At 69.6% G+C, this 22,701-nt stretch carries 12 protein-coding genes; 9 read left to right on the top strand and 3 right to left on the bottom strand.

The annotated features are described in order from the left end of the window. Positions 1 to 127 precede the first annotated feature (127 nt). Positions 128 to 460 carry a preprotein translocase subunit YajC gene (gene yajC, locus ABUE11_RS17185; RefSeq protein ID WP_367066644.1) on the bottom strand — a complete coding sequence of 111 codons (333 nt, stop codon included), beginning with the start codon at positions 458 to 460 and terminating at the stop codon, positions 128 to 130. Positions 461 to 664: 204 nt separating this feature from the next. Then, the gene (locus ABUE11_RS17180) at positions 665 to 4,282 is read right to left on the bottom strand and encodes an indolepyruvate ferredoxin oxidoreductase family protein (protein ID WP_367066643.1); all 3,618 of its coding nucleotides are present in this window, start codon (positions 4,280 to 4,282) and stop codon (positions 665 to 667) included. Between the two features lie 140 nt (positions 4,283 to 4,422). Here ABUE11_RS17180 and ABUE11_RS17175 point away from each other — a divergent pair, with 140 nt between their 5' ends. The 8 genes from ABUE11_RS17175 to ABUE11_RS17140 all read left to right on the top strand — a co-directional run bounded on the left by ABUE11_RS17175 (position 4,423) and on the right by ABUE11_RS17140 (position 21,182). After that, complete coding sequence (locus ABUE11_RS17175) at positions 4,423 to 4,908, top strand: Lrp/AsnC family transcriptional regulator (RefSeq protein ID WP_367066642.1); 486 nt, start codon at positions 4,423 to 4,425, stop codon at positions 4,906 to 4,908. Positions 4,909 to 5,035: 127 nt separating this feature from the next. Next, positions 5,036 to 6,751 carry an MFS transporter gene (locus tag ABUE11_RS17170; protein ID WP_367066641.1) on the top strand — a complete coding sequence of 572 codons (1,716 nt, stop codon included), beginning with the start codon at positions 5,036 to 5,038 and terminating at the stop codon, positions 6,749 to 6,751. Between the two features lie 279 nt (positions 6,752 to 7,030). Next, positions 7,031 to 15,193 (top strand): tandem-95 repeat protein, encoded by an 8,163-nt coding sequence (locus ABUE11_RS17165; protein WP_367066640.1) that lies wholly within the window; start codon positions 7,031 to 7,033, stop codon positions 15,191 to 15,193. A 61-nt stretch (positions 15,194 to 15,254) separates the two neighbouring features. Beyond that, positions 15,255 to 16,622 carry a TolC family outer membrane protein gene (locus ABUE11_RS17160; protein ID WP_367066639.1) on the top strand — a complete coding sequence of 456 codons (1,368 nt, stop codon included), beginning with the start codon at positions 15,255 to 15,257 and terminating at the stop codon, positions 16,620 to 16,622. Next, positions 16,619 to 18,898, top strand: a complete 2,280-nt coding sequence (locus ABUE11_RS17155) for a type I secretion system permease/ATPase (protein WP_367066637.1) — start codon at positions 16,619 to 16,621, stop codon at positions 18,896 to 18,898. Before ABUE11_RS17160 ends, ABUE11_RS17155 begins: the two co-directional genes overlap by 4 nt. Beyond that, positions 18,895 to 20,133: an HlyD family efflux transporter periplasmic adaptor subunit gene (locus ABUE11_RS17150; protein WP_367066636.1), complete on the top strand. Its 1,239-nt coding sequence runs from the start codon at positions 18,895 to 18,897 to the stop codon at positions 20,131 to 20,133. Before ABUE11_RS17155 ends, ABUE11_RS17150 begins: the two co-directional genes overlap by 4 nt. Positions 20,134 to 20,173: 40 nt before the next feature. Next, positions 20,174 to 20,626: an outer membrane protein assembly factor BamE gene (bamE, locus tag ABUE11_RS17145; RefSeq protein WP_367066635.1), complete on the top strand. Its 453-nt coding sequence runs from the start codon at positions 20,174 to 20,176 to the stop codon at positions 20,624 to 20,626. Positions 20,627 to 20,708: 82 nt separating this feature from the next. Beyond that, positions 20,709 to 21,182 carry a peptidylprolyl isomerase gene (locus tag ABUE11_RS17140; RefSeq protein WP_367066633.1) on the top strand — a complete coding sequence of 158 codons (474 nt, stop codon included), beginning with the start codon at positions 20,709 to 20,711 and terminating at the stop codon, positions 21,180 to 21,182. A gap of 54 nt (positions 21,183 to 21,236) precedes the next feature. On the opposite strand, the gene ABUE11_RS17135 is transcribed toward ABUE11_RS17140, so the two are convergent. Further along, the gene (locus tag ABUE11_RS17135) at positions 21,237 to 22,121 is read right to left on the bottom strand and encodes a type 1 glutamine amidotransferase (protein ID WP_367066631.1); all 885 of its coding nucleotides are present in this window, start codon (positions 22,119 to 22,121) and stop codon (positions 21,237 to 21,239) included. 169 nt (positions 22,122 to 22,290) lie between these two features. On the opposite strand from ABUE11_RS17135, the gene ABUE11_RS17130 reads away from it, so the two are divergent. Next, the gene (locus tag ABUE11_RS17130; protein ID WP_367066630.1) at positions 22,291 to 22,635 is read left to right on the top strand and encodes an HPF/RaiA family ribosome-associated protein; all 345 of its coding nucleotides are present in this window, start codon (positions 22,291 to 22,293) and stop codon (positions 22,633 to 22,635) included. Positions 22,636 to 22,701: the final 66 nt, after the last annotated feature.

Below are 22,701 nucleotides of genomic sequence, written 5' to 3'. Positions count from 1 at the left end.
ACTTCTCAATGGGAGCTGCCCGTGCGCGGGCCGCCGTGCAAGGGCCGCCCCGCCGCACGGGCGGCGTCCCCCTTCCCACGCGCAGCGTGAGAGAAGGGGGAAGCGGCGCAGCCGCTCAGGGGGTTGTTCACTTCACGGTGCCCTTGGGCAGCACCTGGGTGACGGCGCTGCGCTGCATCTGCACCTGCACGCCGCTGGCGATTTCCAGCTGGATATAGCCTTCCGACAGGCCGGCCACCTTGCCCAGCAGGCCGCCGGCCGTGGCCACCTCGTCACCCTTGGCCAGGGCGTCGATCATGGCGCGGTGCTCCTTCTGGCGCTTCATCTGGGGGCGGATCATGATGAAGTACAGCACCACGAACATCAGCACCAGCGGCAGCATGCCGGTGAGCGAGGCCATCACGCCCCCCTCGGCGGCGGCTGCGGGTGCGGTCTGGGCAAAGGCGGAAGAAATAAACACGGATGAAACTCCACTCGAATAGGGGGATGGAAGATCTGACACGCCCCGGAGGGCCTGCCGCGAGGGCAACAGGTGATTGTATGCGGCAGGCAACGCAGGGCGCCCGGCAGGGCCCACGGCCTGCCGGGGCTTGTGCTGGTTGGGGCAGAAAAAGGCCGCCAGCGCCCGTCCATCAAGCGCAGGCAGCTATCAATAACGCAGCGTTCAGGCCGTCTGGCGCGCGGCGGCCGCGGGGGCGCGCCAGCGCTGCATGAGCGCGGCCCACCGGGCGCGCGCCGCCTGCAGGTGGCGCGCCTTGACATGGCCGTAGCCGCGTATCTCCTCGGGGATGCGCGCGATCTCCAGCGCCAGGGCCAGGCGCTCGGCCGTCAGGCCCGCGAGCAGCTCGTCGATGCAGACGCGGTATTCCTGGATCAGCGCGCGCTCGGTGCGCCGCTCCTCGGTGCGGCCAAACGGGTCGAGCGCCGTGCCGCGCAGGCCCTTGCATCGGGCCAGCCACCCCATGGCCCGGCGCATCCAGGGGCCATAGGCCTTCTTCACCGGCTCGCCCATGTCGTTCTTCGCGGCCAGCGTGGGCGGGGCCAGGTGGTGGACGATTCTGTAGTCGCCCTCGAACATGTCGGCGATCTGCTGCGTGAAGGCCGCATCGGTGTGCAGGCGCGCGACCTCGTACTCGTCCTTGTAGGCCATGAGCTTGAACAGGTAGCGCGCCACGGCCTCGGTCAGGCGCAGGCCCCGGCCCAGGTTCTCCTCGGCGGCGCGCACCTTGTCGACGAAGGCGCGGTACTCGGCCGCATAGGCGGCGCTCTGGTAGCCGGTGAGAAACTCCTCGCGCCGGGCCACGATCTCGGCCAGGCCGGGCTTCTTCACGAACTCGATGACCTGCGCCGTCCGGTACAGCGCCTGCACCGCGGCCAGGTCATGGGCGCAGCGCCGGCCCCATTCGAACGCGGCCTGGTTGTTTTCGACCTGCACGCCGTTCAACTCCATGGCGCGCATGAGCGCGGCGTGCGACAGCGGCACGCGCCCCATCTGCCAGGCGTAGCCCAGGATCAGCGGGTTGGTGTAGATGCTGTCGCCCAGCAGCGCGGTGGCGGCGCGCTCGGCGTCGAACACGCCGAGCAGCTCGCGTCCCACGGCGGCGGCGATGGCGTCCTCGCAGCCCTGGGAGGGGAACTGCCAGTCGGGGTTGTGCACAAAGGCCGCGGCCGGCGTGCCGTGGGTGTTGAGCGCCACAAAGGTGCGGCCCGGCTGCATCACGGCCAGCGTGGCCGGGTTGGCGGCGACGATGGCGTCGCAGCCAATCACCAGGTCGGCCTTGGCCAGGTCCACCTTGGTGGTGTGGATGTCCTCGGGGCGGCGCGCGATCTGCACATGGCTCCAGGTTGCGCCGCCCTTTTGCGCCAGGCCCGCCGCGTCCTGCGTGACCACGCCCTTGCCCTCGAGGTGCGCGGCCATGCCCAGCAGCGATCCTATGGTGATCACCCCCGTGCCGCCCACGCCCGCGACGACGATGCCCCAGGCCGCATCGAGCGCGGGCAGGCCCGGCTCGGGGATGGGGGGCAGGGCGGAGAGGTCGCCCCTTTTCTCCTTCTTCGGCCGCTTGAGCGCGCCGCCCTCGATGGTGACGAAGCTCGGGCAGAAGCCGTTCACACAGGAAAAGTCCTTGTTGCAGCTGTTCTGGTTGATGCGGCGCTTTCTGCCGAACTCCGTCTCCGCCGGCTCCACCGACAGGCAGTTGGACGCCTCGCCGCAGTCGCCGCAGCCCTCGCAGACCAGCTCGTTGATGAGCACGGTCCTGGCCGGCGTGGCCAGCTTGCCGCGCTTTCTGCGCCGGCGCTTCTCGGTGGCGCAGGTCTGGTCGTAGATCAGGGCCGTGCAGCCCGGTGTGCCCCGCAGCTCGCGCTGGATGCGGTCGAGCGCGTCGCGGTGGAACACCTCTATGCCCGGCGGCAGGTCGTCGAGCAGCTCGGCATGGCCGGCGCGCGCGGCGTTGGCCGGGTGGGTGCGGCCCTGGTACTTCTCGGGCTCGTCCGTCACCACCACGAGTCGCGTCACGCCCTCGGCGCGCAGGCTGTGGGCGATCTGCGCCACCGAATGGCCCTCGGGGCGCTCGCCCACCTGCTGGCCGCCGGTCATGGCCACGGCGTCGTTGTAGAGGATCTTGTAGGTGATGTTGGCGCCCGCGGCGATGCTCTGGCGAATCGCCAGCAGGCCGCTGTGGAAGTAGGTGCCGTCGCCCAGGTTGGCGAACACATGGGCGGTGGTGGAAAACGGCGCCTGGCCCACCCAGGTCACGCCCTCGCCGCCCATCTGGGTGAAGGTGCTGGTGGCGCGATCGGGCATCCAGTTGGCCATGTAGTGGCAGCCAATGCCGGCCACGGCGCGCGAGCCCTCGGGCACGCGCGTGCTGGTGTTGTGCGGGCAGCCGCTGCAGAACCAGGGCAGGCGCTCGCCCGTGTCCTGCGCCTTGGCCGCCAGGCCCCGCTCGCGCGCCGCGATCACGGCCAGGCGCTCGTCCATGCGCGCGGCCACGTCCGCGGGCACGCCCAGCTTCTTGAGGCGCTTGGCAATCGCCTTGGCGATGATGGCCGGCGTCAGGTCGGCCTGGGGGCGCAGCAGCCAGTTCTCGCTCGGGTTCGGCATGCCCCATTCGCCGCCCGTGTGGTCGCCATCGACCTCGTCGAACTTGCCCAGCACGTCGGGGCGCACGTCGGCGCGCCAGTTGTAGAGCTGCTCCTTGATCTGGTATTCGATGACCTGGCGCTTTTCCTCGACCACCAGAATCTCCTGCAGCCCGCGCGCGAAGTCGCGCGTGATGCCGGCCTCGAGCGGCCAGACCACGTTGACCTTGTGCACGCGTATGCCCAGCTGCCGGCAATGGTCGTCATCGAGGCCCAGGTCCACGAGCGCCTGGCGCATGTCGTTGTAGGCCTTGCCGCTCGCGATCAGGCCGAAGCGGTCCTGCGCCGTGGCCACCACGTTGTAGTTGAGCCGGTTGGCGCGCACATAGGCCAGGGCCGCATACCACTTGTAGTTCATGAGGCGCGCCTCCTGCTCCAGCGGCGCGTCGGGCCAGCGGATGTGCAGGCCGCCCGGCGGCATCTGGAAGTCCTCGGGCAGCAGGATCTGCACGCGATCCGGGTCCACCGAGATGCTGGCCGATGACTCCACCACCTCCTGCACCGTCTTCATGCCCGACCACAGACCCGAGAAGCGGCTCATGGCAAACGCGTGCAGGCCCATGTCCAGGATGTCCTGCACGCTCGAGGGGAAGAACACCGGCAGGCCGCAGGCCTTGAAGATATGGTCGCTCTGGTGCGCGGCCGTGCTGCTCTTGGCGATATGGTCGTCGCCGGCCACGGCGATCACGCCGCCGTGGCGCGCCGTGCCCGCCATGTTGGCGTGCTTGAACACGTCGCCGCTGCGGTCCACGCCCGGGCCCTTGCCATACCAGATGCCGAACACGCCGTCGTACTTGCGGCTTTCGGGGTAGATGTCGAGCTGCTGCGTGCCCCAGACGGCGGTGGCGGCCAGCTCCTCGTTCACGCCGGGCTGAAAGACGATGTGGTGGTCCTGCAGATGCCTGCGCGCGGCCCACAGCGCCTGGTCGTAGCCGCCCAGCGGCGATCCGCGGTAGCCGCTGATGAAGCCCGCGGTGTTCAGGCCCGCCACCGCGTCGCGCTGGCGCTGCAGCATGGGCAGGCGCACCAGCGCCTGCGTGCCGCTCATGAAGGCGCGGCCCCGGTCCAGGGTGTACTTGTCGTCCAGCGTCACCGCTTCGAGCGCGCGGCGCACATCGTCGGGCAGGGGGGCGTTCATGGTTTGTCTCCTTATCGTTGTGGGGCCTGCGTGGGGTGGCCCATGGCGCGCAGTGTATGCCCTGGCCGTCGATCAATGTTTTCCTTCTTTGCCGTGAAAACCGTTGTTTGAGCAACATCCTTTCCTGAAATAATGAAAACATGAACAGCCTGGACAAATACGACCTCGCCATACTGGGCGAGCTGCAGCGCGATGCGCGTCTGACCAACGCCGAGCTGGCCCAGCGCGTGGGCCTGTCGGCAGCGCCCTGCTGGCGCCGCGTGCGCGCGCTCGAGGAGTCGGGCTTCATCCGCGGCTACCGCGCCGAGATCGACCGCCACAAGATCGGCCTGGGCGTGCTCGCCTTCGTGCGCCTGGACGCCGAGCGCAGCACGGGCGACCTCACGCGCGCCATGGAGCAGGCCATCGCGCAGATCCCCGAGGTCGTCTCCTGCCACTACATCAGCGGCACCGGCACCTTCGAGCTGCAGGTCGTCGCGCGCGATCTGGAGAGCTTTTCGCAGTTCGCGCGCAGCGTGCTCCTGAACCTGCCCAACGTGAAGGACATGCACACCAGCTTCTCGCTCGGCGAGGTCAAGGCCGGCGGCGCGCTGCCGCTCGCTCATCTGGGGCGCGGCAGCGGCTGAAAACTATCAAAACAAGAGCTGCCAGCGCTTGCAGGTAAAGCGCTGGAGCCTGATTTCATACCAAATCGCGCTGGCATCCATACGGACCATGACGCGCGCCGCGGCTTGCCGCGACAATGGCGGGCCCATGCCGTCACAGCCGCCACCCGCCACCCCCCCGGAAACTCCCCCGGACAGCACCCGGGACAGCGCCGCCACCGACGCCGCGCGCCTTGCCGACGAGGCCGAGGCCGCCGCCGCGGCCGAGCTCAGGCGCAGCGCCGCGCAGCGCTCGGACGGCTCGGCCCTCGCGCCGCTGTCGGTGCCGGTGTTTCGCATGCTCTGGCTGACCTGGGTGGTGGCCAACATCTGCACCTGGATGAACGACGTGGCCGCCGCCTGGCTCATGACCTCGCTGACCAGCTCGCCCACGCTGGTGGCGCTGGTGCAGACGGCGTCCACACTGCCGGTGTTCCTGCTCGGCCTGCCCAGCGGCGCGCTGGCCGACATCCTGGACCGGCGGCGCTACTTCATGTTTACCCAGTTCTGGGTGGCCGCCGTGGCCGTGCTGCTGTGCGCGACGGTGCTGCTCGGCGGCCTCAACGCCTATCTGCTGCTGGCGCTGATCTTCATCAACGGCATAGGCCTGGCCATGCGCTGGCCGGTGTTTGCGGCCATCGTGCCCGAGCTCGTCGAGCGCCATCAGCTGCCCGCGGCGCTTGCGCTCAACGGCGTGGCGCTCAACGCCTCGCGCGTCGTCGGGCCGCTCGTGGCCGGCGCCATCATCGCCAGCGCGGGCAGCGCCTGGGTGTTCGTGCTCAACGCCGTGCTGTCGCTGCTCGCGGGCTTCACCATCATGCGCTGGCAGCGCCAGTCCACGCCCCACCCGCTCGGGCGCGAGCCGCTGTTCAGCGCCATGCGCGTGGGCTGGCAGTTCGTGCGCGAGTCACCGCGCATGCGCGCCGTGCTCTGGCGCATCACCATCTTCTTCCTGCATTCCACGGCGCTGCTGGCGCTGCTGCCGCTTCTGGCGCGCGAGCTCGATGGCGGCGGCGCGGGCACCTTCACCGTGCTGCTGTCGGCCATGGGGGCGGGGGCGGTCATCGCGGCGCTGTTCATCCCGCGCCTGCGCGAGCTGCTGCCGGGCGACAAGCTGGTGCTGCGCGGCACCGTGGTCCATGCCATCGGCATGGGGCTGGTGGCCGTCGCGCCCTCGGTGTACCTGGCCGTGCCCGCCATGCTGCTGTGCGGCGCGGCCTGGGTCAGCACGGCCAATGCGCTCACCGTCACCGCCCAGCTGGCCCTGCCCAACTGGGTGCGCGCGCGCGGCATGTCCATCTTTCAGATGTCCATCATGGGCGCCATGGCCATCGGCGCGGCCTTCTGGGGGCGCGTGGCGGGCATGAGCAGCGTGCACGCCAGCGTGGGCCTGGCCGGCGCCACCGGCGTGCTGGCCATGCTGCTCGTGCTGCGCCTGGTGCGCGAGCACCAGGGCGACGAGGACCTGAGCCCCTCGCGCGCCTTCCCGGCGCCCCGGGCGGACACCCCGCCCGAGGCCGGGCGGCGCCTGGTCACCAGCATCGAATACCTCATCGACCCGGCACGCGCCGCGGAATTTCGCGCCGTGATGCAGGAAAGCCGCCGCGCGCGCATCCGCCAGGGCGCGCTCTCCTGGGAGCTGCAGCACGACATCGCCGACCCGCGCCGCTATGTGGAGCGCATCGTGGACGAGTCCTGGACCGAGCACCTGCGCCGCTTCGACCGGCTCACCGCCTCCGACGCGGCGCTGCGCGAGCGCAAGAACGCCTTCCACATCGGCGAGGCGCCGCCCGTGGTGTCGCGCTACGTGGTGGAAGAGGATTGACGCCCCGTCAGTCCCCTGGACACGTAGGTAGCGTGTCCTTCCAGCCACTTCGGATCGTGCAGGAATGTCAAACATTGTTGGCAGCGTCCTGCGGTCGAAAAATTTGTGTCAATCGGCACAGAATTTCTAAGGGCTTTGCGGCGCCTGGGTCTCCGGTAGACCCAGAGCCGTTCTTTCCAGTCTCTCCTGCCCATGGAGCGGCAACGCCGCTTCGTGTGACCCAGCGCCGTCACGGCGCAGCGGTGGAGCTGGTCATTTCTGTCATTAGGAATTCGAGTCATGGCGCAAACGCAAACACACATGGAAGCGGTCTACAAATCCGGGCAGCTGGTATCGAACAACGATGCCAACGGCGCGCCCGTCCTCGACCGGCCGTCCATCGTCTCCATGAAGATCGCGCCCGAGAAGGTCGCCCGGTACGAGCGCCGTGGCGACGACCTCGTGCTCGTGCTGCGCGACGGCCAGGAGGTGCTGGTGCCGCGCTTCTTCGCCGCCCATGAGAACGACGGCCGCAACGACCTGGTGCTCGAGGACGATGCGGGTGTGCTCTGGTGGGGCCAGTACCACGGCCCCTGGACCGAATTCCACTTCACCGAGATCGAATGGCACGACGCCATCCCGTTGCCGCTGTGGCTGCTGACGGGGCTGGGCGTTCTCGGGCTCGGCGCCGCCATGGGTGGCGGCAGTGGCGGCGGCAACCTCCCGCCCGAGGCCCCGTCCTACCAGCACACCGTCGCCGAGGACGGCGCCGTCAGCGGCCGCGTCGTCGGCCGTGACCCTGACGGCAACACCCTGAGCTACACCACCGGCACCCCCCCGAGCCACGGCACGGTGGTCGTCAACCCCGACGGAACCTACACCTACACGCCGGACCCCGACTACCACGGCCCCGACAGTTTCACCGTCACCGTCGACGACGGCCAGGGCGGCACGACGACCAGCACCGTGACCATCGAGGTCACGCCGGTCAACGACCCCGTGCAGGCCCAGGACGACAACCTCACCACCACGGAGGACACGCCCCTGGTGCTGGACCTGCTGGGCAACGACAGCGCGCCCGACGGTGGCCTGCACGTCACCAGCATCAACGGCACGGCGCTCACGCCGGGCGTCGCGCAAGACATCGTCATCACCGACGACGGCACGCCCACGGGCAACGTCATCGGCCGGCTGGAGATAGCCGCGGGCGGCACCATGACCTTCGTACCCGCGCCCAACTACAACGGCCCCGTGCACTTCGACTACGAGGTCGCGGACGCAGACGGCGACACCGCCAGCGCCTCGGTCGACATCACGGTCACGCCGGTCAACGACGCACCGACCGTGCCCGACTACAGCGCGACGACGCCGGAGGACACCACCATCAGCGGCACCGTGGTGGGCAGCGACGTGGACGGCGACAGCCTGACCTACACGGCCGGCACGCCGCCGAGCCACGGCACGGTGGTCGTCAACCCCGACGGCACGTATACCTATACGCCCAACGCGGACTGGAACGGCACCGACAGCTTCACCGTCATCGTCGATGATGGCCAGGGCGGCACGACGACCAGCACGGTGACCATCGAGGTCACTCCGGTCAACGACGCACCGACCGTGCCCAACTACAGCGCGACGACGCCGGAGGACACCCCCATCAGCGGCACCGTGGTGGGCAGTGACGTGGATGGCGACACGCTGACCTACACGGCCGGCACGCCGCCGAGCCACGGCACGGTGGTCGTCAACCCCGACGGCACGTATACCTACACGCCGGACGTCAACTACCACGGCCCCGACAGCTTCACCGTCATCGTCGATGACGGCCAGGGCGGCACGACGACCAGCACCGTGACCATCGAGGTCACGCCCGACGCCGCGCCCGGCATCACGCCGAACGATGGCAACGGCAGCGGTACCACGGCCATCGAGCAGGGCCAGGCCACGGTCTACGAGTCGGCCCTGCCCGGCGGCAGCGGCGGCGGCGCGACTCAGGTCAACGGCACCATAGGCATCACGGCGGGCGACGGCGTGAAGTCCGTCACCATCGGCGGCACGACCATCCCGCTGGCCGACCTGCAGCGCGCGGGCACCACGCCCGTGGTCATCACCACGCCGCAGGGCAACACGCTGACCATCACCGGCTACACGCCCAACGGCACGGACTTCAACGGCGTGTCCACGGGCGGCACCATCGACTACCAGTACGACTTGCTCACCCCAAAGGCCAACACGCCGGGCGCGGACAACTTCATCGACGACATTGCGCTCACCATCGATGACATGGGTGGCGGCAGCTCCAGCGGCTCGCTGCAGATCAATATCGTCGACGACGGCCCGAGCATTGGCAGCCCGGTGAATGGAACGGTCGAGGAAAAATACCTGCCCACGGGCAGCGAGGCCCCTTCGACGCCCGCACCCGTGCAGGCCACGGGCACGCTGGGCGTGAGCTTCGGCGCAGACGGCGCGGGCGATGTGGTGTTCACTGCAGACACGATCACCCAGTTGCAAGCCGAGGGCCTGCAATCCGGCGGTGCGGCACTGGACTACACGCTGTCCCCCGACGGCCACACCCTGACCGCCACTGCGGGCGGGCAGCAGGTGTTCACCGTGGTCATCGACAATCCAACCGGCCCGAACCCGAGCTATACCTTCACGCTCGACAAGGCGCTGAACAACCCCGCGGGGGCCGACCTGACGCCGGACTTCCTGTTCCACGTGACCGACGGCGACGGCGACCACAGCGAGCAGAGCTTCACCGTCACCATCAAGGACGACGGTCCCGCCGCCACGCGCGGCATCACGGTCGCCGAGGATGGCCAGACCATCTTCACGACCTCGGCCGACGGCAGTGACACCAACGTCGCCGTTACTGGCGTGCCGACCCATGGCACGGCCACCGTGAACCCGGATGGCACCATCACCTACAAGCCCGCAGCCAACTACAGCGGCACGGACAGCTTCACCTACACCACCACGGCCGACGACGGCAGCACCGTCACCACCACCGTCAACGTCACGGTGAGCCCCGTGGCCGATGCGCCGGGCATGGGAGACGACAAGACCGTGAACGTCAACGAGGATGAATCGGTGTCGCTGGGCCTGATACTGCCGACCATCACCGACGACACCGACCAGAACGGCACCGGCACCGGCACGGGCGACAACCCCGAGCGCCTCGGGGCCATCACGCTGACGGTATCGGGTGATGGTGCATCCGGCGTCACCCTCAGCACGGGCTCGACGGTGCTGACGCCGGTGAGCGGCAAGATCACGGTGGTCATCACCGATCAGCCCCATATCAGCGGCGTGCCCGCGGCCGATGCGGCCAATGGCATCTACCACCTGACCCGGGCCGAGTACCAGGCGCTGCAGGCCAACCCGGCGCCCGAAAGCGGACGCAACTTCACGGTGACCGTCTCGGCCACCAGCTACGAGGTCGATGACACGGGTGCGGCCATTGGCGCCGGCGCGTCCGCCTCGCAGGCCATCACGGTCGATGTGCAGGCCGTGACCGATGGCGCCACGCTGACCCTCAATACGACGGATGTGACCTTCAATGAGGACGCGACCTTCGACCTGTCGAGCTACCTCGGCGCCACATTGACCAGCACCGATGCCAACGCCGGCAACGACACCGACGGCAGCGAAACCTACTGGTACAGCATCGTCGGCCTGCCGCAGGGCACGGTGGTCCAGATCAATGGTGCCAGCTACACCGCCGGCGCGGACGGCACGGTGACTTCCAGCAGCAGCTTCACGGCGACGCCCAGCATCACCGTCAAGCCGCCGGCCAACTTCAGCGGTGACATCAACGGCGTCACGATCACGCTGCACACGAAGGACACCGATGGCGATTCGGCCGGTGCCATCGCCGAGCAGACCTCGGCTGTCACCGTGAACCTGCATGTGACCCCGATGGCCGACGATGTCAACGTCGTCAACCCCGCCGCCGCGGGCGAGGATTCGCAAATCGCCTTCCTGGCCGGCATCAGCCACACGGACGGCGACACCACGGGCGGCGGTAGCGAGCGCATCACCGAGGTCTCGTTCGGCGTGCCCACTGGCTGGACGCTGACTTCGCCGTCCATCACGGGAGTGACGGTGAACACGTCGGGCGCCACCGCGACCATCAGCTTCGATGCGGGCATGACCCAGGCGCAGATCGAGACCGCGCTCGACGCCTTCACGATCCGTCCGCCCGCGCACAGCAGCAAGGACGCCACGATCCAGGTCACCATCAAGACCGAGGACACGAACACCGTGAACGGCAGCCCGGTCACGGCGAGCGTCACGGAGACGAAGCCGGTCACGGTCACCGTCACCCCCGTGGCCGAACGCACCGACAGTGACAGCGACGGCCAGGCCGGCAACGACGTGACCATGAATGGCGACCATGTCTATACCGCTGCAGGCAAGGAGGACCAATGGTTTGCGCTCGGCACCGACTTCACGGATGCCGCAAACGGAAACCCTGGTGATGCAGGAGTTAACCTGGCTGGCCCCTGGACCAACGAAGACTCCGACGAGTTCACCTTTGCCGTGCTCACGCCCAGTCTGAGCAATGCCAGCTCCGGTGACTCGGTCAACGGCACGACGTTCCGTTACCACGATGGCAGCGGCTGGAAGGAGCTGGTGTTCAACGGCGAGGCGGTCTGGGTGCCGTCGCAGTACCTCAACACGCTGCAGGTCAAGGCGCCGCCCAATGTGGCGGGCACGCTCACGGTGACCGTGCAGGCGGCCACGGTGGACTATGACGATGATGCGGATCCGTCGACTCCGCCCACGGGCCCCGTCAGCTCCGGGGCGGGCGTGAACGTGCAGCTTTCGGGCAGCGCGGAACTGACGCAGATCCAGATCAACCCCGTCGCCGACGAGGTGACCCTGGCCCTCAATGGCCATGCCAGCGGGCAGGAAGACCAGGCGATCGCGCTGGCCATCAAGGCCACGAGCTCCGACCCCTCGGAGACCATCACCCTCACGATTGCGGACATTCCTGCGGGTGCGGTGCTGACCTATGACGGCAATGCCGTCAACGTTTCAGCGGGTTCCGCAACGATCGCCAACTTCGACCACAGCAAGCCGCTGACGATCACGCCGCCGCCCCACAGCAATGCGGATTTCACGCTGAAGATCTCCGCCGTGTCCGTCGATGGCAGCAACCATTCGACGCCCACCCCCGCGCGCGACATCGAGGTCAGCGTCAAGGGCGTGGCGGATGTGCCGGTGGTGACAGTCGCCCAGGCGCCGACCTACGCCGAGGCGGCCCTGGACGGCAATACCGCGACGGTCAGGCTCTCGGACCTCGTGACCAGCGTCACCTCGCCCGATGGCGATGGCTCCGAGGTCGTGAGCCTGCGCATCACCGGTCTGGCCGAGGGCTTCACGCTCACGGGCGCCACGCTGGTGACCGGCGGCACGGGCACGGAGCGCGTCTGGACGGTGCCGGCCAGCCAGATGGCCAATGTGGAGGTCAAGCTGCCCGCCAACTTCAGCGGCCAGGTGAGCCTGCAGGTCGTGGGCGTGACGACCGAGAACGATGGCGACTCCCTCACGGGCACCATGAATGAGGTGAGTTTCACGGTCACGCCCTCGGCCGAGGGCGTGGCCAGTACCTCCGCCACCGTGGCGGAGGATGTGCGCTCGTCGCTGGGGCTGTCCATCGTCCATGTGGGCGGCGACGCTGACGAGCGGCTGGGCAAGGTCTGGATACAGGCCGACCAGGTGAGTACCACGAACTACACGCTCTACCTGATGGACGGGACGGCGCTGAGCAGCCTGCCGACGACGAACATCGGCGGCGTCAATTACGTGGAGATCGCCGCGACGGACGTGCCCGGTTTGCAGGTGCAGGGCGCTGCGAACCTGGACGGCCATCTCGGCAGCTTCAACTACCGCTACGAGGTCATCGACGACCATTTCGGCACCACGGCCACGGGCCCGGCCAACACGGTGGAGAAGACGGGCAGCTTCACGATCGGCGCCACGGCCGTGACCGATGCGGTGGACCTGAGCATCGCGAACATCGATGGCACCCCTACCGACACGACTACAGTGACCAGCGCAGGCAGCACGGTCACCGTGAACCTGCAGGTGGACTCGGTGGACAAGGACGGCAGCGAGCATGTGATCCGCGTGCTCATCGAAGGCGTGCCCGAGGGCGTGACCGTGGTCGATGGCGCGCAGACCGGCACCAACACCTGGGTGCTGGTGTACGAGGGCTCTGCCGCCAAGGCCATAGGCGCATCCGGTGTCGGCCTGCCCGTGCAGTTCATCGTGGCGCAGGACGCGGGCACGGGCAGCCTGGTCATGCACGACATCACGATGACGGTGCTGGCGCAGGACAACGGCGATCAAGTCAATCCCGGCACTGCCGTTGTGGCAGATTCGGTCACCTGGCATCTGGGCATCGACCTTGCCCAGGGGGACGGCGCCGCGCCGCCGACGATTGGCAAATGGGAGTACAACGGCGCCGTGGCGACCGAGGACGTGTCTTTCGCCCTGTCGGACGTCCTCACCGGCGAGGTCACGATCATGTCGCCTGCCGCGCCCAATACCCTCACGGTCACGGTGACCGACCTGCCCCCGGGCACGAGCGTGAGCGGCATGGTGCTGACCATGATCAACGGCACGCCCACCTGGACCGCCAGCGTGACGGTGACGGGTACCGGCGGACAGGCCGCGCTCGATACGCTGCTGGCCGGCATCACCATCACGCCGCCAGCGGACTACAACGACAACACGGGCGGCTTCACGTTCAACGCCAGCCTGCATACCTCGGCGGCCGGCGGCACGAGCAACCAGGCCACCACAGCCATGCCCGTGCCGGTGACGCCCGTGACCGATGAGGCCGTGATCACCGTGAGCGCCGCCGACATGGCCGAGGGCGCCGCGAGCATCCCCGTGACCATCACCGTGGCCGACCCCAGGGACGGCGCGCATGGCCAGATCGTGGACGGCAAGCTCTACGTGCAGGTGGACGCCCCGGGGAACGCCGGCGGCACCCTGTCGCAGGGCGGCACGGCGCTGACGCCGGAGGCGGTCACGGGCGTGCCCGGCGTTCCGAACGGCAACTACTACGTCATCGACGTCGGCCCGAATGGCGGCAGCGTCAGCCTGGACTACACGCCGCCGGTGGGCAGCCTTCAGCCCGGCAGCGTCACCATCAATGCCTACGCGCAGACGCAGGAGACGGGTGCCTCCAACCAGGTCACCGGCAGCGGCAGCGACGCAGCGACCATCTCCATCGTCAACAACGGCGTGACCGTGAGTGGCAACACCGACTGGACGGGCAACGAGCCCGACACCTCTGCGCAGGGCGATGCCATCGCCCTGGGCGGACTGAGCGTGGCGCTGGCCGACAGCGATGGCTCGGAGACCATCAACACCATATTGCTCTCGGGCGTGCCCGTGGGCTTCCTGGTGTACGTGGGCGGCGTGCTGGCCAACAACGCGGGCGGCGACGGCACGAACAACACCTGGGTGCTGTCGTCCAGCGGCGCGTTGCCATTGGTCTCCATCCTGCCGCCGGCGCACTGGAGCGGCACGCTGTCGGGGCTGAAGCTGCTGGTCGAGTCGGGCGAGACCTCGCTCGCCGGCAAGCGGGTGGACAGCATCGATCTTGCCGATGTGGTCGTGAACGCGGTGGCCAATGGGCTGACCATGGCCCCCACGCACTCCTTCGGCAAGGAGGGCGGCATCATCGACCTGAACCTGAACGCCAAGATGAACGACCCGGTTGCGGCCACGGCCACGTTGGCCGACGCAAGCGTGGAGACGACGACGCTGCAGATCACGGGCCTGGGCGAGCATGCGGCCTTCTATATCGGCACCACCCTGATCGACGCCGGCCGGGTGAGCCATTCCGGCGGCACCTACACGATCACCGGCCTGAGCCAGGCCGATCTGGACAAGCTGGGCTTTGTGCAGGCCGCGTCGGCGCTCGACGATCAGGACGGGGTCCAGGCCGGCGTGCAGATCGGCGTGACGGCGTGGACGGTGGAATCGGCCACGGGTGTCCAGTCCGTGCAGGTGACGGACACGCTCGACCTGCAGGTCTCCAAGGTGGCGGGAACCACCGGGGCCGACTCGCTCATCTGGGGCGGCGCGGCCAAGCCGGTCATCGACGGCCTGGCCGGCGACGACACGGTGGCGCTGCGCCTGGGCGAGGACGTCGCCGGCGCGGATCTGAGCCTGGGGCTGAAGAACATCGAGACGCTCGACCTCTCGGTCGCCGGTGCGAACAACGTCACCGGGTTGACCGCGGCCGATGTGCTGTCCCTCACCGACAGCCGCAACACGCTGACCATCCTGGGCGACGCTCAGGACGGCGTGGCCCTGAGCGGCGGCGGCTGGACCAAGGGGAGCAGCAGCGGTGGCTACACCGAGTACAGCTCCGGCTCGGGCGCCAGCCTGGTGAAGGTGCTGATCGACGACGACATCACCAACGTCTCCTATTCCTGATACGCAGGGAGCGCGGCCGCCGCGGCGGCCGCGCTCCCCGCGTCTTTCTGGCAGTGATTTCTTGACTACCGTTTCCCATCGTTTCACAGGTCTGCCGCCGCGCCCACGGGCGCTCGCGGCCCTTTGTGCCGGCCTGCTGCTGTGCGCCGGCGCGGCGCGCGCGCAGCCGGCCCCCGCCGGCCCCCTGACGCTCGAGGCCGCCGTGCATGCGGCCGCGCGCTGGCACCCCAGCGTGCGCCATGCGGCGCAGCAGGTCCTGCAGGCCCAGGAGGGCATTGCCATGGCGCGCTCGGGCTACATGCCGCAGGTGCGCGCGGGCGTCGGCGCGCAGTTCGGCAACAACAACATTTCCTCCTACAACTCGCGGCGCGTGCAGACGGGCACGCTGGGCGTCTCGCAGATGCTGTACGACTTCGGCAAGGTGGACAGCGCCGTGGACCAGGCCCAGGCCGCCACGCGCGCCACCGAGGCCCAGGTGCAGCAGAGCATCGACGACGTGGTGCGCGACACGGTGCAGAGCTGGGTGGAGGTGCACCGCCAGCAGGCGCTGGGCCAGATTGCGCGCGAGCAGCTCGAGGGCGTGCAGGCCCTGGCCGCGCTGGTGAGCGAGCGCGAGCACAAGGGCGCCGGCACGCGCTCGGATGTCGCCCAGGCGCAGGCCCGCGTGGAGGCGGCGCGCGTGCAGGTGCTCGGCGCCGACGCGCTGGCCACGCGCGCGCGCCTGAACCTGCGCAACCTGGTTGGCGGCCGCAGCGCCGACGGCATCGCCGGCGACCCGCCGGCCTGGCTGGGCCAGGCCTGCGGCGCGCAGGCCGACGCGAGCGAGCCCGTGACCCCCGCGGTGCGCGCGGCCGAGGCCCGGCGCGCCGAGGCCGACGCGCAGATGCGCGGCGCGCGCGCGCAGCGCCTGCCCACGCTGTCCCTGGACGGCACGGTGAGCCAGGCGCTGTCGGGCCGCTCGCGCATGGTGGGCGAGGGCAGCACCCACACCACGGTGGCCGTGAATTTCTCGGTGCCGCTGTACGAGGGGGGCGCGGGCGACGCGCGCGAGCGCGCAGCCGTCCATGCGCTGGGCGCGGCCGATGCGGCGCTGGAGCAGGCGCGCCAGGACGCGCGCCAGAGCCTGGACGATGCGCAGGCCCTCGCGCAGAGCTTTGCCGGGCGCGACCCGGCGCTGGCCGCCCGCGTGCAGAGCATCCGCACCACGCGCGACCTGTACCACCAGCAGTATCTGCAGCTGGGCACGCGGTCGCTGCTGGATCTGCTCAATTCCGAGCAGGAGTACCACACCGCGCGCCTGGAGCAGGCCGAGAGCCTGCACGAACAGCTGCGGCTGGGTGCGCTCTGCCTCTACAACACCGACCGGCTGCGCAGCGCCTTCGGGCTGGACATGGCGCAGGACGCCGCCGGCGGCGGGAGCATGAAATGACACAGGCGACGAGCGATACAACCCGTGCCGCCGCGCCCGAGGCCGCCGGCGCCCCCGAGGCCGCGCGCGCGCTGCAGGGCGGCTGGCGCGAGGCCGTGCTGGCCGTGGCCGCGCACTACCACCTCGAGGCCTCGCCCGAACATATCCGCGTGAGCGCGCAGTGGAACGAGCGCCTGCCCATGGAGGAGCAGGCGCGGCTGATGGCCCGCCAGGCGGGCCTGTCGCTGCAGATGGTGCAGCCGCGCCTCGAGGGCCTGAGCCCCTGGCGCCTGCCGCTGGTGGTGCAGCTCGAGGGCGGGCAGGTGGCGGTCATCACCGCCCTGGCCGCCGACGGGCTGCGCCTGATGATGAGCGGCGACGCCGGCGTCGAGACCACCTGCAGCGCCGCGGAGCTTGGGCCGCGCCTCAAGGCCATGGCCGTGCTGCGGCCCATGCGCTCGGCGCCCGATTCGCGCGTGGACGACTACATCCGTCCCGTGCAGCCGCATTGGCTGCGCAGCCTGGTGCTGGCCGACCCGCGGCCCTACGGCCATATCCTGGCCGCGTCCCTGGTCACCAATCTGATGGCGCTGGCGGGCGTGCTGTTCTCCATGCAGGTCTATGACCGCGTGGTGCCGGCGCAGTCCATGCCCACGCTCTATGTGCTGTTCGGGGGCGTGCTGCTGTCCATCGTGTTCGCCTGGGTCATGCGCGACGCGCGCATGCGCATCACCGACCTGCTGGGCAAGCGGGCGGACCTGCGCATTTCCGACCGCGTGTTCGGCCATGCGCTGCGCGTGCGCAACAGCGCGCGGCCGCGCTCCACGGGCAGCTTCATCTCGCAGGTGCGCGAGCTCGAGCCGGTGCGCGAGATGCTCACCTCCACCACGATCACGGCGGCGGCGGACCTGCCGTTCTTCCTGCTGTTCTGCGTGGTGTTCTGGCTGATCGCGGGGCCGCTGGTCTGGGTGCCGCTGGCCGCGGGCGTGCTGCTGCTGGTGCCCAGCCTGCTGGCCCAGCCCAGGCTGCGCGCGCTGGCCCAGGAGAGCATGCGCGAGTCGTCGCTGCGCAATGCCATGCTGGTGGAGGCCGTGCAGGGCGTGGAGGACATCAAGCTGCTGCAGGCCGAGCCGCGCTTTCAGAACCAGTGGAACCACTACAACGCGGTCAGCGCCGAGTCGGGGCTGAGGATGCGTTCGCTGCTCAACCAGCTCAACAACTGGACGCAGACCGTGCAGGGCGCGGCGTTTGCGGTGGTGCTCTTTGCGGGCGTGCCGCAGGTGATCTCGGGCGAGGTGAGCACCGGCGTGCTGGTGGCGGCCTCCATCCTCATTGGCCGCATGCTGGCGCCGCTCGCGGGCGTGACGCAGGTGCTCAACCGCTGGCAGCAGGCCAGGGTCGCGGGCCAGGCGCTCGATCAGCTGATGCAGCTGCCCGTGGACCATGCGCCGCAGGACACGCGCGTGCACCGCCCGGTGCTGCAGGGCGAGTACGAGCTGCGCGAGGCGATGTTCAGTCATGACGGGCAGACGCCGGCGCTCAAGGTGCAGGCGCTCAGGATCCGCGCGGGCGAGCGCATCGCGGTGCTGGGCCGCAACGGCGCGGGCAAGTCCACGCTGCTGCAGGCGCTGTCGGGCCTGATGGAGCCGCGCGCGGGTTCGGTGCTGCTCGACGGCGTGTCGCTCGCCCACATCGATCCGGCCGACGTGCGTCGCGACGTGGGCCTGCTGACCCAGAACGCGCGCCTGTTCCATGGCACGCTGCGCGAGAACCTGATGCTGGGCGCCCCCCATGCGAGCGACGAGCAGCTGCTGGCGGCGCTGCAGGCCTCGGGCGCCTGGGCCTATGTGCGCGGCCTGCCCCTGGGGCTCGATCATCCGGTGCTCGAGGGCGGCCTGGGCCTGTCGGGCGGCCAGCGTCAGGGCCTCCTGCTCGCGCGCCTGCTGCTGCGCGAGCCGCGCGTGCTGCTGCTCGATGAGCCGACGGCGGCGCTCGACGAGGTGGCCGAGCGCGAGGTCATTCAGCGCCTGCGCCAGCAGTCCGTGGGGCGCACGTTGGTGGTGGCCACGCACCGGCCCGCGGTGCTCGATGTGGTCGAGCGCATCGTCGTGGTCGATGGCGGCGCCATCGTGATGGACGGCCCGCGCGACGAGGTGCTGGCGCGGCTGCGCGCGGGACCGGCCGGCGCGGCCGCGGGCGCCCCGGCGGCGCAGGCCGTGCCGGGCCTGCAGCGGCTGCAGGTGCCGGCGCTGCGCAAGGGCGCGGCCGTCGTGCAGGTCAAGGGAGAAACCGCATGAACGCCGCCGTGAAGCCGAACCCTGCGGCGGGCGCCGCTGCCCCCGTGCCGCCCGTGCATGTCACGCGCCTGCCCAACCTGGACGATGTCGACGAGGTGCGCGCCACGCGCTCCAACCATGTCGTGTGGTGGCTTGTCGCCTTTCTGCTGGCCTTCGTGGCCTGGGCCTGGTTCTTCGAGATCGACGAGGTCTCCAGCGGCATGGGCAAGGTGATTCCGAGCTCGCGCGAGCAGCATATCCAGTCGCTCGAGGGCGGCATCCTGGCCGAGCTGCGCGTGCGCGAGGGCGAGATCGTCGAGAAGGGCCAGGTGCTGGCCCAGCTCGATCCCACGCGCAGCGCCTCGAACGTGGAGGAGACGGCGGCGCGCTATCGCGCGGCCCTGGCGAGCAGCGCGCGCCTGCGTGCCGAGGTCGATGGCAGGTCCGCGATCGCGTTTCCGGACGAGCTCGATCGCTGGCCCCAGCTCAGGCAGTCCGAGCAGGCGCTGTTCCAGTCCCGCCGCGCCAGCCTGAGCGAGACGCTGGGCGGCCTGCAGCAGGCGCTGTCGCTGGTGCGGCGCGAGCTGGAGATCACGCGCTCCCTGGTGGGCAGCGGCGCGGCCAGCAACGTGGAGCTGATCCGCCTGCAGCGCCAGGGCGCGGACCTGGAGCTCAAGATCGCCGAGGCGCGGGCCAACTACATGGTGCGCAGCCGCGAGGAGCTGGCCAAGGCCGATGCCGAGGTCAAGTCGCTGTCCTCGGTCGTGCGCGGCCGCACCGACAGTCTGGAGCGGCTCACGCTGCAGTCGCCCGTGCGCGGTGTCGTCAAGAAGGTCGATGTCACGACGCTGGGCGGCGTGGTGCCGCCCAACGGCTCGGTCATGACGCTGGTGCCGCTGGACGACCAGCTCATCGTGGAGGCGCGCATCTCGCCGCGCGACATCGCCTTCATCCACCCGGGCCAAAAGGCCCTGGTCAAGGTCACCGCCTACGACTACGCCATCTACGGCGGGCTGGAGGGCGAGGTGCTGACCATCGCGCCGGACACGCTGCGCGACGAGGTCAAGCCCGAGATCGTCTACTACCCCGTGCTCGTGCGTACGACCGCCGACGCCCTGGTCAACAAGGCCGGCGCGCGCTTTCCCATCGTGCCCGGCATGGTCACCACGGCCGACATCCGCACCGGCCGCAAGACCGTCTGGGACTACCTGACCAAGCCGCTCAACCGCGCCCGCGAGGCGCTGCGCGAGCGCTGAGATGCCGCATTCACCCACCTTTTCCATGAGGACCCCTGCCATGCATTCCCTCCGCGTTCCTTCTCTCGCTTCTGCCGCCCCCATGGTCGGCGCGGCCCTGCTGACGGCGGGCTGTGTCGCGATCGGCCACAACAACCCGGTGGACCCGGTGAGCAACCGCGACGAGCTCAAGTTCAGCGATGTCTCGATCGACCGGCCCGACTTCAGGGACCCGTTCGTGCGCGACGGCGTCGTCTCCGAGCCCGTGCAGCTGCGCCGGATCACCGCCGGGCTCACGCCCGAGCAGGTGCGCCAGGCCCTGGGCCAGCCGCTGCAGGAGCAGGATGGCGCGCGTGGCCGCGAATGGGACTACAACTTCAAGTTCCGCATGCCGCAGTCCACGAACTACCTGGTCTGCCAGTACAAGGTGGTCTTCGACGCCGCCACCTCTGCCGTGCGCGAGACGGTCTGGCGCCGCCGGCAATGCCAGGAGCTGGTGGCCGCGGCGCGCTGAGGCGCCCCCGGCCTGGCGCTGGCCATATGCGGGACAATGGCGGGCTTCGCCCCGCACCGGGGCCATCACCGCAAACCCTGCCATGCACATCACCAAAGACACCGCCGTCACCATCAGCTACAAGATCACCGACCCGGCCACGGGCCGGCCGCTCGACTCGGGCCATGTGGCCTATCTGCATGGCGGCTACGAGAACATCTTCCCCAAGGTCGAGGCCGCGCTCGAGGGCCAGGCCGCGGGCCATGCGGCCACGGTGGATCTGGCCGTGGAGGACGCCTTCGGCGCGCGCGACGAATCCCTGGTGCGCACCATCCCCAAGAGCGAGTTTCCGCCCGGCGTCAAGGTCGGCGGCCAGCTGCAGGGCCCGGGTGCCGACGGCCGGCCGCAGATGTTCTACGTGGTCAAGATCAAGGGGCCCGAGGTGCATCTCGACGGCAACCACCCGCTGGCCGGCCAGGCGCTGCGCTTTGCCTGCAAGGTGACCGAGGTGCGCGCCGCCACGGCCGAGGAGATCGCCCACCGCCATGTGCATGGCGGCCATGGCCATCATCACTGATTACTTCTGTTTTGATAGCTGCCAGCGCCCGCCCGCAGGGCGCTGGAGCCGTTTTTATCTCTTGAGCCGCAGCAGCGCACGGCGCATCAGGCGCTCGGCCCGGTCGCGGATCTGCAGCGGGCTGTGGCCGGGGCGCGGGCGCAGGCGGGCCTGCTCGCAGGCGGCCAGGAAGTCCTGCAGCAGCGGCGTGGCGTCCAGCGTCACGCCCTCGCGCGAGCGGAATTCCGGGTGCCATTGCGTGGCCGCGATGTAGCCGCGCCCGCGGCCGGCGCTGCGGCGTATGGCCTCGGGCACGGCGTCGGGGTAGCTCCAGGCCTCGATGTCGAAGCCCGGCGCCAGGTTCTTGATGCCCTGGTGGTGGATGCTGTTGACCGTGGTGCGCGTGCAGCCCGGGTAGAGCCGCGCCAGATGCGAGCCGGGCACGATGTCCACCTCGTGCACATGCTGGTCGTAGGTGCTGGGGTTGCGGTGCTGCATGGCGCCGGGGTGCTGGGTCTCTATGTCCTGGTAGAGCGTGCCGCCGAAGGCCACGTTGATGAGCTGCAGCCCGCGGCAGACGCCGAAGATGGGCTTGCCCGCCTGCTCGAAGGCCTCGACCACGGCCAGGTCATACAGGTCGCGCACGCGGTCGCCCATCCACTCGGCCTGCAGCGGCATCTCGCCATAGCTGCCGGGCCAGACGTCGGCGCCGCCATGCATGACCACGCCGTCGAGCCATTCGGCGTAATGCTTGAGCGAGACGTCGCCGCGCGCCGTCTCGCCCGTGGGGCAGGGCACCATGACCACGAGCGCGCCCGACGACATGATCCAGTGCGCAATCGACTGCTCCACATACTGCAGCGTCTTGTTGGTGAACAGCGAGCGGCCCGGGTCGGCATGCGAGAAGCAGGCCGACAGGCCGATCTTCAGACGCGGGGGCGTGGGATGCAGGGCGGACATGCAGCAGTTGTAGCACTGCCGCGCCGGCCTGTCTGCACGCGCGCGTTGCCGCGGGGAGACACCAGCGCCGACGCACATAAATTGACGGGTATCAAGCCGGCCCGCCCCGCCTGGTGCATGATGTGGGCAAGGCACGGGCACAGGGCCCGGCTTCAACAGGAGGAAAACCATGCAAGTTCAGGTACACACCAACGACCATATCCAGGGCGGTGAATCGCTGATCCACTGGGCGCAGGAGGAGGTCGCCACCAAGCTGGCCCGCTTTCGCGACCATGTGACGCGTGTCGAGGTGTTCCTGTCCGACGTGGACGCGGGCAAGTCCGGCGTGGCCGACAAGCGCTGCGTGATCGAGGCCCGCCCCAATGGCCGCCAGCCCGTGGCCGCCACCGCCGAGGCCGCCAAGGTGGCCGATTGCGTGGCCGGCGCGCTCGACAAGCTGGTGCGCTCGCTCGGCGACGACATCACGCGCGCCAAGGACCGCCAGGGGCGCGAGACCATTCGCACGGCTGAGTGACGCCCCGCCGGGGACCATGAGAACAGGCGCCTCGGGCGCCTGTTGTTCTTTCTGGGGCGCCATGCT

The sequence above is a fragment of the Oryzisolibacter sp. LB2S genome (genome assembly GCF_040732315.1).
GTDB lineage: Bacteria > Pseudomonadota > Gammaproteobacteria > Burkholderiales > Burkholderiaceae_C > Alicycliphilus > Alicycliphilus soli.
Note: the sequence above shows the minus strand (reverse complement) of the source record. Positions and strands in the feature narration are given on the sequence as shown.

Bases quoted from the DNA above. Each gene is read 5' to 3' on its own strand.
- ABUE11_RS17180 (WP_367066643.1), bottom strand. From the start codon at position 4,282: ATGAACGCCCCCCTGCCCGACGATGTGCGCCGCGCGCTCGAAGCGGTG.
- ABUE11_RS17175 (WP_367066642.1), top strand. From the start codon at position 4,423: ATGAACAGCCTGGACAAATACGACCTCGCCATACTGGGCGAGCTGCAG.
- ABUE11_RS17170 (WP_367066641.1), top strand. From the start codon at position 5,036: ATGCCGTCACAGCCGCCACCCGCCACCCCCCCGGAAACTCCCCCGGAC.
- ABUE11_RS17165 (WP_367066640.1), top strand. From the start codon at position 7,031: ATGGCGCAAACGCAAACACACATGGAAGCGGTCTACAAATCCGGGCAG.
- ABUE11_RS17155 (WP_367066637.1), top strand. From the start codon at position 16,619: ATGACACAGGCGACGAGCGATACAACCCGTGCCGCCGCGCCCGAGGCC.
- ABUE11_RS17150 (WP_367066636.1), top strand. From the start codon at position 18,895: ATGAACGCCGCCGTGAAGCCGAACCCTGCGGCGGGCGCCGCTGCCCCC.
- bamE (WP_367066635.1), top strand. From the start codon at position 20,174: ATGCATTCCCTCCGCGTTCCTTCTCTCGCTTCTGCCGCCCCCATGGTC.
- ABUE11_RS17140 (WP_367066633.1), top strand. From the start codon at position 20,709: ATGCACATCACCAAAGACACCGCCGTCACCATCAGCTACAAGATCACC.
- ABUE11_RS17135 (WP_367066631.1), bottom strand. From the start codon at position 22,121: ATGTCCGCCCTGCATCCCACGCCCCCGCGTCTGAAGATCGGCCTGTCG.
- ABUE11_RS17130 (WP_367066630.1), top strand. From the start codon at position 22,291: ATGCAAGTTCAGGTACACACCAACGACCATATCCAGGGCGGTGAATCG.